The organism is Pseudomonas sp. H11T01 (assembly GCF_048515765.1).
Classification (GTDB): Bacteria; Pseudomonadota; Gammaproteobacteria; order Pseudomonadales; family Pseudomonadaceae; genus Aquipseudomonas.
Genome location: NZ_JBLYED010000003.1, coordinates 183,733 through 197,923, shown reverse-complemented (window position 1 = coordinate 197,923; position 14,191 = coordinate 183,733). Strand labels below are relative to the sequence as shown.

Genomic DNA, 14,191 nt, shown 5'->3' with positions numbered 1-14,191 from the left:
TTTAACTCCCCGATATGAGGTCCGTAGGGCGGCAGCGACGAGGGCAGTGGCAAAGGCGCCAGGTAGGTGACTCTTCCGCTAGGAAACGGCTCAACGTCCCCCGCCTTATGGGGCTGCTCAAGGTGCGGCTGAGGCATGAGGAGATCAGGATGGTTGGGCATGGTCGGCCAACTCCAGCAAATGGGTGTCAACCAACCACAGAGGTGGATGTTCCGTGACTGATTGGGTCGGCAAAGGTGGGAAGCGTCCGTCAGCCCCGGGATCGAAGCGAAAGACGTAGGTCCGGGAAAGCCACTTGCCGTTATCAGCCAAGGTCTGCAGGCACACCCCCAGCTCCAGCGTTTTGGAGTAAGGGCCCATCGGGGCGTCGTAATTGAGCGGATCTTTCAGGCACAGGATCAGGGGGGCGGCCTGCACGATCTGCAGGCGGTCGAGCACGTCCTCGCTGATATCCGCTTTGCGCTCGCGGTCAAAGCCGCGACTGTCATGGGGGACGGTGAGGCGATTGGCGCCAATGCCCAGACGCCGAGGGGCGTTACCGGCCAAGGGGGGTTGAAGGTCCTCTAAGGTGAGCCCCGGCAGGGTTAAATGGATGTCGCTGGGGTTGGCCCGGAGCAGCAGCTCTTTCAGCCACGAATCATGCTCGTTCGGGCCCAGCTGTACGTAGGGCGCATGGAGCAAGTTCGTCAGATAACGTTGGTATTCTTCCAGGGTATGGGAGCCGCGCTGATCGGCATCCCGGCTCCAGGGCGTGCTTTGCAGCCATTGATCGTGGGCGCTGGTGTTGTAGCGATTGAAGAGCCAGGTGCCGCCCAACTCCAGTACGCTAAACAGCGCACCGGCCAGGTTGACGCGGAAAAACACGCTGGACAGGCGAGTGCCCGCAGCGGCCCAAGCAGCCGTTCTTGCTGCGCTGTCTTTTGCGATCAGTACCGTATAGCCCGCGTGTAAGGTGTGGCCTAAACCATAGGCATTGACCGATGCCATGCCACCAGCCCCAAGTGTTGTGAGAGCGAGACCACTCTGTGCCGAGCGGTTCCCACTACGCGTTGCGTGCTGCCAGTTCTGTTGCTGGGTATTGAGACTGATCAGTGAAGAAACAGAACCTAAAAGGTAGGTAACGATTCCCAACCCAATATGCATCTTTCCCATCTGCACATGAACATTCTGCAGCGCATGGTGCTGAAGCCCGGCAACGAGCTCCGTACTACGAGCCCGCAAGGCTGTATCGGTGAGGCTTTGTGCTGCGGAGAATCCAGCAGCACCCGATGCAAAACTTGCACTAATCAACGGCTCCAAACTACGTTTGTTTCTTGATTGGCTAAACGTTTCCCTTATGACCCCCACCAAATTAACCACCTGCACCAAAAACACCACCAACCCCATCCCCTCGCTCTTCACCAGACTCGCCTTCGGCACCGCGTTAACCCCCAGCCGAATGTTCTTCAGCAAACTCCGCACTTCCTGCTGCTGCGCGGGCGGAAAAACCACGGTCAGCCCGGCGCGCGCCGGGGTGGCGCCTGAGGTGCGCAGCGACGGGTCGAGTACTTCGCTGATCGGGCTGAGGGCGCCGGCGAGTCGGGCTTCGTACTGGCTGAGCACTTGCCGTACCCGCGTGATTTCGTTTTGTAGCTCAATGGCCCGCGGTGTTTTATGGCCGTCGCGGTTTTTGTTGCGAACGAGCCGGTTGCGTTCGCGGCTCAGGCTCCTGAGGTAGTCGCGCTCGCTGAGAGCGTGTTTGATGGTGCTTTGCAGGGCGGAGTGTTCGGCCGGGGTGGCGACGGTGAAGGTCACGCCGGTGGTTTTGGCGGCATCGAGCAGCCGTGCCGGCAGGGCGTTGGGCAGGTGGCGGAACAGTTCGTCGAGGTCGGGGATTTTTGAGCCTGAGAGGTCGAAGCGTTCCAGCGCCTGACTCATGCCCAGGTTCAGCGCCGGGCTGAGGCTGTGCTGGGCGGCGTCGGCAACGGCGCGGGTGCTGTCCGGCAAGTCGTCGAGGGCCGGCAGGTGCGGTTGTTCAATCTGCTGCAGCACCCCCAGCCAGTGCGGCAGGTTGTTGAACAGACCGATGCCGGCGTTGTACAGCACGGTGTACTGCACCCGCAGTTCGGCCTGAATACCCAAGGGCAAGGTATAGAACAGAGGTCGCGTCAGTTCGGGGTGTTTTTCGATATAGCCGAGCAGGGCGTTACTGGCCTCGTCACTGCGGCCGATGTCTTTGAGGCAGGCGTATTCGGCGACAAATGCCTGGCCCAGCTGATTTGGCGCCTGCGCGTCGTAGTACCAGGCTGCACGGTGGTAGTACCCGGCGCAGACCAGCGCGGTGCGGTCGGCGGTGATGCGCTCGAGCAAACGGTTCCAGCGGCCGAGGTCGGCGCGGTGGCGGAACAAGGCATGGTCCATGGCCTCTCGGTCGATCAGGTCGTTGACCCCGCGTTGGCCGAACCTGGCACCCATGAGTACCTCCTTGATGCGCGTGTTGTGTGCCTTGCCAAGGGTGAGCAGCGTGTTGAGGTGGCGCTCGACAAACGCCGCCGGGGCGACCTTGAAGTGTTGGCGGGTGTAGTAGTTGCGGTCCGCCTGGTCACTGGCCCGGCTGAGGGCGGTGAAATCCGCACTGGCGCCTTGGTACTTGGCCATTTCAAAGGCTTCGGCGTGGGCCTGTTTGCGCAGTGCCGCCAGTTCCGGGGGAACCGCAGCGCCCGGCGGTTCGACCTTGCCGCCCTTGTTCAGGTAGTCGAGCAAGGCCTGCCGGGTCTGTTCCCGATCCGGCTCCGGCAGCTGCTGCAGCTCGGTGAACAGCGCTTTGACCTGCGGGTCGTCGCTGGCGTTGGCCAGTTCGCTGACATCTGCAGCGCTGAGCTGGCTCAGGGATTCGATGTAGCAGGCCAGCAGGTAGTCGCGTTCGTTGTCGACAGCGTTGCTCCAGTCATCGATCCAGCCGACCACGGTGTCCTGATAATCGGCCAGGTCGCGCAGCACCCCGAGGTCGTCCTGCACCAGCAGGAACAGGGTGTCGCTCTGGTAAGGGCGGCGAACCTGGCCGAGGAATTCACCCATGTCGGCGTCACGAAAGCGCCGAAGCTGTTCCCACAGGTAGGGTTCACGTTCGTGCTCCGGTGCATCGTGGACCTTGACCGGCGGTAGCAAGGTGGCCTCCGGCAGCGGATAGGCGGCCAGCTCTGCCTGATGTTCGGCGCGCTCTTGCGCGGCGTGCGCCTGTCGGGCGGGAACCGTGGCGATTTCTGCCAACCAGCGTTTGCTTTGCTCGACGGTGAGCACATGCGTGCCGCCAGTTTTGCAATTCACCGGGCCGAGGTCGACGGCCTGCATGAAGTGTTCGCGCTCTTTGGCGCTGTCCAGCACTTGATGGCATTTGGCGGCGGTCCACTGCACCTCGGCAAAGCTCACGTGCAGGGTGCTGCGCCTTGAAAACACCAGCGCCGGACGCGCTTCGAAGGCGTCGCGCTGATCGCTGTCGACCTTGGCACCCTTGTGCAGCAGGGCGCTGACCAGACCGTCGAGCACGCGGTATTCGTGCAACTGGCCGTCGACGCTGTCGATAATGTACAGCCAGCCATCGCGCAGCAGGCGCACGCCCAGCGGGCGGGTTTTCAGGGTGTAGGGCAGCTTCAGCTCGGCGCCTGGGTCCAGCGGGTTTTCCACCAGGCCGTAACGCAAGGGCAGCAACTGCACGTGGGATAGTCGTAGCGGGCAGGCGCCAAGGGAGCCGATCTCGGCTTTGGACGCTGCGGCGGCAGCAAGGTTGGCCGGTGCGATCATGAGGGCTCTCTTTGGGTAGCGAAGCGGTGGGCCAGTTCAGCGGCAAGCGCAACACGCTCGCTGGGTGATTGCAGTGAAGGGGTATGCAGCAGGCGGGCGATATCGGGGTGTTGTTCCAGCGTCGAATCGCCGAGCCAGTTCATGACGTTGGTGTAATAGAAGAGGTCGGACTGGCTACTGAAACCGAGGCTGCTGGCCTCGTCCAGCAACCGCTCCAGCCTCGGCCAACGCTGGGCCAGGCTCTGAAGGGCGTGACGCTCGGGGAAGTAGGTGAGCAGATGAACGTCGAGTTCCCTCAAGGCGCGCCGCCGATCAACGCGGTCCAGCGCAGCGTTCTGTTCAGGGCTGAGGCGGTAGGGCGCGGGCAGTTCCGGGCACTTGGGCAGCCGAGGCTGATGACGATGCCAGATACCGTCGACGCTATCCGGGATCACCACGCCAGAAAGCGGGCCGAACAAGCGCTGATCGGCACTAGCAAACAGTGCCTGCGCCACCCCGGCATCGGCCAGACGCAGAAATACCTCCTGACCCGTCGGCAGTTCTACCGTCAATAGCTTGCGCAGATGTTGAACCAGCTCATAGGCCGGCACGCTGCTGAAGAGCAGTAACCCCCATTCCTCAAAAGCGTGCTCAAGGTAAAACCGAAAGATCGGATTGTCCGGCTCCTGGATGTCCACCAACAATGGCGAGATATCGTTCAGCGCCCTGAATCGTAGGCAGTCGTACAGGGCAAACCGGGTGGTGTGTGGATGCAACGTCGCCAGCCGGTCAGATAACTCACTATGGGCGGTGCCATCCACCAGCAGAAACGCCTTGTGTTCGGCCCAAGGGAGATCGTCAGGCAAGGCAGTCTTTAGATTCATGCTTGAGCGTCCTCGCAGATCAGGCAGCGCGAGCTGCGTGTCGCGAGCAGTGCCTCGCGTTGCTGTACGGGGTCAAACGTCGACACCATCGCTGGCAACTCACCTGGCAGCCGTGGTTGTGCCGGCAGGGCATCGGCGGGCGCGCCGCCTTCGACAATCGGTACGCTGCTGAAAATGCCCTCCGGCCCCAGCGTAAGCCAGTGGCCACCGGCCTGGATCGTCAACCGTGCACCGCCATCGATCACGACCTGTTGACCGGCGCTGAGGTGGATGTGTTGCACCGCGCTGAGTCGGTGATTGGTGGCGCCGATGTGCTGATCGCCCGCCACCACCAGATGATCGTCCTGTTTGAGTTCGGTCAGGCGATTGCCATGAGTCAGGTGGTGTTCTTCACCGCGCAGGTCGTGGCGGGCAATGCCGCCGACCACCACGGTACGCTGGCTGTCGACCTGAATGCGCTCGTCATTGAGAACGTGTTGGACGAAGTCGCGCTGGGCACGCACGGCAATTTCCTCGGCGCCTTTTCGGTCCTCGATACGCAGTTCGTTGTATCCGCCACCCCCCGGGCTGCTTTGGCTACGAAAGATGCTGCGGGTCATCTCTGCGGGCAGGTTCAGTGGAACCGGCGTTACTGCGTTGGGCAGGCAGCCGAGAATGAGAGGTTTGTCGGGATCGCCTCCACTGAAACCTACCAGTACTTCCATGCCGACCCGAGGGATCTGCACGCTGCCATAGCTGTCGTGGGCCCAGCCAGTGGCAACCCGCAACCAGCAACTGGAGCGCTCGTTGAGCTGTCCGTTGCGGTCCCATATCAGCAAAACCTTTACCCGACCGTACTTGTCGCAGTAGATTTCTTCGCCGGGCGGGCCCGTGACCACGGCATGTTCGGTCCCCGTCGCGGATATTTTCGGGTGCTTGAGTGGCGGCCGATAGATCACCTCCCAGGGCGTTGCGAGGAAGTGGTTGCGATAGCCCTGGCTGAAATCGTCGTCCGACTTGCCTTGTGGCACCGACTCTTCGAGTACCTGCGGTTGTTTACCAAAGTGCTCGACTTCGGTCAGCAACCACAAATTATTCCATTCATCTCGTGGATGTTTACTCAACTTGACGAAATGCCCGCCGCGCAGAGTGCTTTGGTCGCTGCGTCCGCTGGCTTGTTGGAAGTCGGCGCGATGGCGTTCCAGGGCGCGGTTGGCCAGGTGCTTGCCGCGTTCGCGGTGGGTGAATTGCCCCGGGAAAGCATAGTCTTCGAGCTTCGGTGCGGCATCGTATTTGACGTTACTGTCCAGTTTCAGACGCGGCTTTTGGAAGTCGTAATCTCGACGGCTGACATGGGTGGTGCGGGTTTCCAGACGCACGTTAAAACGATCGATCACCGGTTCCTCGGCCACCATGCCGTTGCCTGGCATATAGGCCGTGGGCCGTGCAGGTTCGGGGAATACGGTTTGATTCTCGCCAAATACCAGCACATGACCATCGGCGCTGTGCTGGAAGTGAAAGTGCAGGCCTTCCTCTTCGCACAGGCGCTGGATGAAATACAGGTCGGTTTCGTTGTACTGCACACAATAGTCGCGAGGTTGATAGGTTGTTGCGAGATGGAAGCGCCAGGTATCGGCTTGCATGCCATGGTCCGTCAGCACCTTGGCAATGATCTGTGGGACGTTCAGGTGCTGGAAAATGCGTTTGTTGTGGCGATGAGCCAAGTAGGTGAGATGGGGCACCAGGGTCATTTGATAGTGAGTCAGGCGTTTCCCAGAGTCGCCTTGGGCGACACGGTAGATCAAACCGTGCACCCCGACGCCGTGGGTACCGAAACTCAGAAAGGCCGGACGGTGCAGCAGACTTTCCAGATCCAGACTGGATCGCTCACTGACCAACTCAAGATCGAAGCGAAAGGCCTGGTTGATGGCCTCCTTGCCGAGAAACTCATGGACTTGAAGGTCGTGTGAAAGACCTTCAATGTTGAGTGAGAAAAAAAACGTCTGATCGGCAGCGTGGTCCATCCACAAGTCCTTTGTGCGTTTTGAAGGCGCGTGACTCTGGATGAGAGTTCAGGGCATTTAAATCGGATCAGTCTTTTTGTGATGTAAGAGGTTTCGCTTTGTTAGGGTGGCCCGGTGTCAGGAAGCGTATCCAGGCACGTGAGCTAGAGTTGCGCTGCAAAGGCGACGGTTTGTTCGCTTACCAGATGGGCAGGCTATAGCTGACGATCAGACGATTTTCGTCCAGGTCACTGCCAAAGTGGGTCGAGCGCACCGTCGCGTTGCGCCACTTCACACCGAGGTTTTTCAGCGGGCCACTCTGGAGTACATAGCCGATGTCGGTATCGCGTTCCCACTCCTTGCCCTCAGGACGGTTGCTACCCAGGTCAATATCGGAACCCTTGATGTAGCGGGTCATGAAGGTCAGGCCGGGGATCCCGATCGCGGCGAAGTTGTAGTCATAGCGCGCCTGCCAGGACTTTTCGTCCTTGCTGGCGAAGTCGCCGATCTGTACGAAATTCACCAGGAACGCATCGCTGCCGTTGATGTAGGCGTAGCCGGTGTCGCCGCTCATGGCTTGATAGCCGAGACCGAAGGCGTGCCCACGGGCGTAGGTGAACATGGCGCCCAGCGCGCGGTTGTCGACGTTGCTGCCGCCATCGCCGGTGGAGCGGGCGAAGCGCAGATCAGTCTTGAACGACTGGCCCGTGGTCACCGGCAATACGTAGGTCAGGTTCACCAGGTGCTGGCTGTAGAAGTTGTCGAGATGACCGAAGCTGTAACCGGTGGCGAGATTGCTGGTCCATGTGTAATTCAGGCTGGCGAAATCGAAGCTGTCGCTGTCCAGATGACGCGTCGTGATGCCTTTGGCACCGGTTCGGGTGATGCCCATATCCTCATGGTGCCGAGTTTCAGCACGCTTTTGGAGGCGCGCAACTTGGCGGTCAGACCCAGTTCGCCATACTCATCCTGAGCACCTTTGCGGGTGTCGCTGTGGCGTTTGAGCAAGCCTGAGCCGGCGCGGTCGGGGCTGGAATCAAGTTTTACGCCGACCAGGCCGATGGCGTCGAAACCGACACCGATCATGCCGTCGGTGAAGCCAGACTCGTAGCGCAACAGGAAGCCCTGCGCCCACTCTTCTTGCTTGGATTGAGGGGCGTTGGCCTGGCGATAGTCGCGGTTGAAGTAGAAATTGCGCAGTTCCAGGCTGGCCTTGCTGTCCTGGATAAAATCCGCAGCGGCGGGGGCTGAGAGGCTGATGACGCCGCCGGCCAGCAACAGACGGGTAGCGAGGGTGCAGGTGTTACGGTCCATGGTGAAGCCCCTTTGTTTTTATTATGGAGTCGCGGTTCCCGCATCGAGCTTCAGGGCTCGATATTCGGGGGGTAATACTTCGAAATTGTGGCGAGGGAGCTTGCTCCCGTTCGGCTGCGAAGCAGTCGTAAAGTCAGTGAATGCGGTGTGCCTGATACAAAGCGTTTGCAGGTTTTAGGGCCGCTGCGCGCCCCAGCGGGAGCAAGCTCCCTCGCCACAGGTTCAATCGTTAGAACTGTTCGGCAGTCAGGCCGTACAGCGACGTACTGCCAGCCCGAATACTCTGTTCCAGGCTCAAAATGCGCGGCAGCAGGCGGCTGAAGAAGAAGTCGGCGGTGGCGATCTTCGCGCGATAAAACCCTGGGTCTTCGCTGAGCTTTTTCTCGGCAACCCGAGCCATGCGCGCCCAGAGCCAGGCGTAGGCGACGTAGCCGAACAGATGCAGGTACTCCACCGATGCAGCGCCGACTTCATTGCGGTTGGTCGCGGCCTGGTCCTGCAGCCAGTCGCTGAGGCTTTCCAGTCGCTGCACGGCGTCGAGCAGTTGAGTGGCGTACACAGCGCTGGGTTGGCTGGCGAACGCACGGATCTCACCGGTGAACTGACGCAGAGCCGCGCCGTTATCGGCGAGCACTTTGCGCCCAAGCAAGTCCAGCGCCTGAATGCCATTGGTGCCTTCGTAGATCTGTGCAATGCGCACATCACGCACCAGTTGTTCCTGGCCCCACTCGCGGATATAGCCATGGCCGCCGAACACTTGCTGGCCGTTGATGCAGCTTTCCAGGCCGGTGTCGGTGAAGAACGCCTTGGCGACGGGCGTGAGCAGCGCGACCAGGGTTTGGGCCGTGTCCCGTTCTTGCGCATCATCGGAAAACTTGGCCAGATCCAGTTGTTGCCCGACATAGCTGGCGAAAGCGCGCCCCCCTTCAGTCATGGCTTTCATGCTGAGCAGCATGCGACGCACATCGGGGTGGACGATGATCGGGTCGGCCACTTTATCCTTGGCGATCGCCCCGGTGGGCGCGCGGCTCTGAATGCGTTCGCGAGCGTAGGCGACAGCGCTCTGATAAGACGCTTCAGCGCAACCGATTCCCTGAATACCAATGGACAGGCGCTCGTAGTTCATCATGGTGAACATCGCCGCCAAGCCCTTGTTGGCTTCGCCGATCAACCAACCGCTGGCACCGTCAAAGTTCATCACACAGGTGGCCGAGGCCTTGATGCCCATCTTGTGTTCGATCGAACCGCAACTGACCGCGTTGGCATTGCCGAGGGAACCATCGGCGTTGATCAGCACCTTGGGCACCACAAACAGTGAGATACCTTTCGGGCCAGCGGGTGCGTCCGGCAGTTTGGCCAGGACCAGATGGATGATGTTTTCGGTCAGGTCCTGGTCGCCGCCGGTGATGAAAATCTTGCTGCCAGTGATGGTGTAACTGCCGTCGGCCTGAGGTTCTGCACGCGTACGGATGATCCCCAGATCGGTGCCGGCATGGGCTTCGGTCAAGCACATGGAGCCAGCCCAGCGGCCTTCATACATGGGCGGCAGGTACAGGCTTTTCAACGCTTCGCTGGCGTGAGCATCAATCGCCAGGCAGGCGCCGGAACTCAGTGCCGAGTACAGGGCGAAGCTGGAGTTGGCGCCGTAGAGCATTTCTTCGAATTGCACGGCGAGCATCTTCGGCATGCCCATGCCGCCGAACTCGGCGTTGCCGGAAAGACCCACCCAGCCGCCGTCGATGTAGGTGGCATAGGCTTGTTTGAAACCGATGGGCGTGCTGACCTGACCTTCGTGCCATTGCGCGCCTTCTTCGTCACCGCTGCGGTTCAACGGCGCGATCAGGTGTGCGGTGACTTTAGCCGCTTCTTCGAGAATCGCGTCAGCAGTGGCGGCGTCGACACTGTCGGCCAGGGCGGGCAAGCGAGCCCACAAGGCTGGGGCGTCGAACACTTCATGCAGGACAAAGCGCATGTCGCGCAGTGGGGCGTTGAATTCGGGCATAACATGAACCTCGTTGTGACGGTTGTGCGCTGGGGCAGGTGTTTGGCCAAATTCGGCCTGCACGAGCCCAAAGCGGCAGATAAAAGACCTGCCGCTTGACGGGTGAAACGTCGGTTTGGGTTAGAGCGCTTTGGCCATATCGCGCAGAACGAATTTCTGGATCTTGCCGGTTGAAGTCTTCGGCAGCAGGGTGAAGACCACGGTGCGCGGCACTTTGAATCCCGCCAGGTGTTCGCGGCAGAAACTGATGATGTCGGTTTCGCGGACGTCCTTGTGATCAGCCTTGAGGGTGATGAAGGCGCAAGGGGTTTCTCCCCACTTCTCATCGGGACGGGCGACCACCGCGGCTTCCATCACTGCCGGGTGGCGGTAGAGCACGCCTTCCAGTTCGATGGTGGAGATGTTCTCGCCGCCAGAGATAATGATGTCCTTGAGCCGGTCCTTGATCTCGACATAGCCGTCGGGATGACAGACCGCCAGGTCGCCGGTGTGGAACCAGCCGCCTTCGAAGGCTTCGGCCGTGGCGGTTGGGTTCTTCAGGTAGCCCTTCATCACGGTATTGCCACGCATGAAGATCTCACCGATGGTCTGACCGTCGCGCGGGGTCGGCTCCAGGGTCGTCGGGTCTCCCACCATCACGCCTTCCAGAGTGGGGTAGCGCACGCCCTGACGGGATTTGATTTGCGCCCGTTCCTCTAGAGAAAATTCATCCCACTCTGCATGCCAGGCGCAGAGAGTCACCGGGCCATAGGTTTCGGTCAGGCCATAAACATGAGTGACCTTGATGCCCATTTCCTCCACGGCACCGATCACCTTGGCTGGCGGCGCGGCGCCGGCGACCATGGCGTTGACCGGGTGATCGATGGCAGCCTTCGCCGACTCTGGCATGTTGACCAGCGCATTGAGCACGATCGGCGCACCACACAGGTGAGTCACTTGATGTTCGCGGATCAGCGTGAGGATTTTCTGCGGATCAACGCGGCGCAGGAACACATGCACGCCAGCCAACGCGGTGATGGTCCACGGGTAGCACCAGCCGTTGCAATGGAACATCGGCAGCGTCCACAGGTACACCGGATGGTTGCCCATGGCCCAGGTCATCTGGTTGCCCAATGAGTTCAGGTAAGCACCGCGATGGTGGTAGACCACGCCTTTTGGGTTGCCGGTGGTGCCTGAGGTGTAATTCAGCGAGATGGCTTGCCATTCATCATCCGGCCATTGCCAGGCGAATGCCGGGTCGCCTTCGGCCAATAGCGCTTCATAGTCGAGATCACTGACCGCCTGACCTTCACCGTATTCCGGATCGTTGACGTCGATCACCAGCGGCGGGTGATCCAGCATGCCGATAGCGGCATGGATGACTTCATGGAACTCGCGATCAGTGATCAATACTTTGGCCTCCCCATGCTGCAGCATGAAGGCAATGGCTTCGGCATCCAGGCGCACGTTGAGCGGGTTGAGCACGGCGCCAATCATTGGTACACCGAAGTGCACCTCGAGCATCTCGGGGATATTGGGCAGCATTACCGCCACCGTATCGTTCTTGCCGATGCCGCGGCCGGCCAGCGCCGAGGCCAGGCGCCGGCAGCGGGTATAGGTCTGTGCCCAGGTACGGCGGATCGAACCATGGATGACGGCGGGGTAGTTGGGGTAAACGCTTGCGGTGCGCTCGATGAAGCTGAGCGGAGACAAGGCAATATGATTGACAGCCGTAGGCGCTAGCCCTTGTTCGAAGATCGACATGTACGGGTACTCGGTGGCTGATTGTTAGCTCTATAGGTGACCTTGCAGCGTACGCCGCTGAGGCCAACTTTATGTCCGATGTGCTTTATATAATATTCACCAATGAATATGGAAGTACAACCTGAGTAGTATAGTAAAACTACTATATATAATTCGTTTAAAGCTAAATGAGTACAGCCATGCCGCCGAGGCCGGTATATGCTTGGCTTCCCTGACGAAGTGGACCCGCGATGACCCTTACCCCCGTTCGATTGCACAGCTGGTTGCGCCTGCAGCGCGAGGGTGTGCCTCTGGCCGCCAGGGCCGATGCCTTGTGCCGGGCGCTGCAAGATTGTCCCGAAGTGCGCCGGGCGGTGTATTTGAGTTGGCAACCGCAAGCGTGCATTTTCAGTCACGAAGGGGCCGCCCAGCATTTCCCACCCGGTCTGGGGGACCCTGCGCTGGCCAGCGATCAGTTGCTGTTCGAGCGTCTGGTCGAGGAGGGGCGACTGGATCTGGATCAAGTCCGTCACCTCGATTGCTGGTTGGCCGGTCGCTTGCGTCGGGCCGCCATCAGTCATGGTCAGGTGTTTGACCTTGCCCTGCAGCCGGGGCAAGCGGGGCTACTGCTGGTGGAAGTGTGCGAGGGGGTGAGCCTCGATTGGCTGGGCTGGGTGCAGGACCTGTTAACGACCCTGCTGAACAGCGTCAACGGCATGCTGCGTGGCTCGCCACTGCTGGGCCACGATCCGCAACCGAGCTTACTGCTGGATGCACAGGGCCGGCCGCTGGAATTCAATGCGGCGCTGTTGGCGCTGCTCGCCGAAAAACCTTTGAGCGATGTGTTGGACTTTTTGCCGGTGAATCACCGGGTGCTGGTGCGCGCCTGTCTGGACCAACAGCGCGCCATCGAAGGGGTCGAGGCACAGTTCGAAGCGCAGATATTGATCTGGAGCTTTATCCCCGATCCGCAGGACAACCGTGTGCTCGCCCGTTGCCGCGAAGCCACTGCACAGGTCCTTGCCGAGCGCGAGGCGGCCAAGGCGCGCCGGCTGTACCGGTTGATCATCGAGAACACCACCGACCTGATATCCCGGCATACACCGGACGGACGTTTTCTCGACGCCTCGCCGGCCTCCTGGACCTTGCTCGGATACTGGCCCGAAGAGTTGCGCGGGCAAATGGCCCAGGGCTTGTTCCATAGCCAGGATCTGGCCAGCCTGGTGCAGCGCGCGCGGGACGCCCTGGAGCAGGATGGTTATCACACCATGACCTATCGCATCCGTCATCGTGCCGGGCATTACCTGTGGTTCGAAACGGCCAGCCGGGCGATTCGTGAAACCTACACCGGTGCGGTGGTCGAGGTGGTCAGCGTGTCGCGCGACATTACCGCTCGGGTGCAGGCTGAAGAAAACAAGCGACGCCTGGCGGAAGTCGTCGAGGCCAACACCGACCCGGTGTTGTTCATTGACCCCAGCGGCCAGGTCACCTACCTCAACCCGGCGGCGCGACACACCCTCGGGCTCGACGAGCAGCAACCGATGCCGGCCCTTGCTGAACTCTTTGCCAGCGACGACCTGGCGCGCCTGCAACGTGAGGGCTGGAGCAGCGCTGAGCGCAATGGCGTCTGGAGCACCGATGCACGGCTGCAACCACCGGGCGGCGGCGCTTCAGTACCGGTGTCGCTGGTGCTGCTGGCTCACCGTTCTGCCGGGCAGGAGCGCTACTACTCGCTGGTGGCGCGTGACATGACCGAACGTGAACTGCGTGAAGTGCAACAGCGCCGTCATCAGGACGAACTGGCGCATACCGCGCGGCTGGTGACCCTGGGTGAACTGGCCTCGGGCATCGCCCACGAAATCAATCAGCCGTTGGCGGCAGTGGTCAACTATGCCAACGCCAGCCAGCGTTATTTACAAGCCCTGGGGACCAATCCGCAGGCCGCCGAACGGGTGGCGCAAGGCCTGGAGCGCATTACCCTGCACGCCACTCACGCGTCGGAGGTGATCCGGCGTTTGCGGGCTTTTCTGCGCAAGGGCCAAAGGCGTATGCAAGCACTGAACGTCGCCGAAGTGGCGCGTGAGGCGGTGCGTTTGTGTGCCTGGGAGGCGAGCAATTGCCAAGTGGCAATCGAGGAGCGACTGCCGGATAATCTGCCGCCCATTTATGCCGACCGGGTGCTGCTGGAGCAGGTGCTGCTCAATCTGTTGCGCAACGCCATCGACGCCAACCGTGAGCAACATCCGGGGCAGCCTTCGCTGATTGTCCTCACCGCAGGGAAGGGCAGCAGCGCAGACCTGGAAATCAGCGTGCAGGACCAGGGACCGGGCGTGAGCGAGCCAGAGCTGGAACAAATATTCACCCCGTTCTACACCAGCAAAGCCGATGGCCTGGGACTTGGCTTGTCCATGAGCCGCAGCATCATCGAAGGCTTCGGCGGCGAGTTACAGGCCCAGCGTCAGCCCGTCGGGCTGCTGATGTGTTGCCGCTTGCCGCTTGCCGGCCCAACAAAACAACAACAGGAGTAA

6 protein-coding genes and 1 pseudogene are annotated in these 14,191 nt (G+C 60.8%); 1 reads left to right on the top strand and 6 read right to left on the bottom strand.

All coding sequences use genetic code 11. The features are described 5' to 3' along the window. Positions 1-144: 144 nt before the first annotated feature. The 6 genes and pseudogenes from ACN1C3_RS05370 to ACN1C3_RS05345 all read right to left on the bottom strand — a co-directional run bounded on the left by ACN1C3_RS05370 (position 145) and on the right by ACN1C3_RS05345 (position 11,684). Positions 145-3,780: a toxin VasX gene (locus tag ACN1C3_RS05370; protein WP_419114756.1), complete on the bottom strand. Its 3,636-nt coding sequence runs from the start codon at positions 3,778-3,780 to the stop codon at positions 145-147. Continuing rightward, the gene (locus tag ACN1C3_RS05365) at positions 3,777-4,643 is read right to left on the bottom strand and encodes a DUF4123 domain-containing protein (protein ID WP_419114755.1); all 867 of its coding nucleotides are present in this window, start codon (positions 4,641-4,643) and stop codon (positions 3,777-3,779) included. The genes ACN1C3_RS05370 and ACN1C3_RS05365 overlap by 4 nt, the downstream gene beginning before the upstream one ends. Beyond that, positions 4,640-6,646, bottom strand: a complete 2,007-nt coding sequence (locus tag ACN1C3_RS05360) for a type VI secretion system tip protein VgrG (protein ID WP_419114754.1) — start codon at positions 6,644-6,646, stop codon at positions 4,640-4,642. Before ACN1C3_RS05360 ends, ACN1C3_RS05365 begins: the two co-directional genes overlap by 4 nt. Before the next feature lie 178 nt (positions 6,647-6,824). Further along, positions 6,825-7,939: pseudogene (locus ACN1C3_RS05355) on the bottom strand (OprD family porin). Positions 7,940-8,168: 229 nt separating this feature from the next. Further along, positions 8,169-9,941, bottom strand: coding sequence for an acyl-CoA dehydrogenase C-terminal domain-containing protein (locus ACN1C3_RS05350; protein WP_419114753.1), 1,773 nt, complete (start codon positions 9,939-9,941; stop codon positions 8,169-8,171). A gap of 120 nt (positions 9,942-10,061) precedes the next feature. Continuing rightward, entirely contained in the window at positions 10,062-11,684 is a 1,623-nt protein-coding gene (locus tag ACN1C3_RS05345; RefSeq protein ID WP_419114752.1) for an acyl-CoA synthetase, read from the bottom strand. A 230-nt stretch (positions 11,685-11,914) separates the two neighbouring features. Between ACN1C3_RS05345 and ACN1C3_RS05340 the strand changes: the two genes are divergently transcribed. Further along, positions 11,915-14,191 (top strand): PAS domain-containing sensor histidine kinase, encoded by a 2,277-nt coding sequence (locus tag ACN1C3_RS05340; protein WP_419114751.1) that lies wholly within the window; start codon positions 11,915-11,917, stop codon positions 14,189-14,191.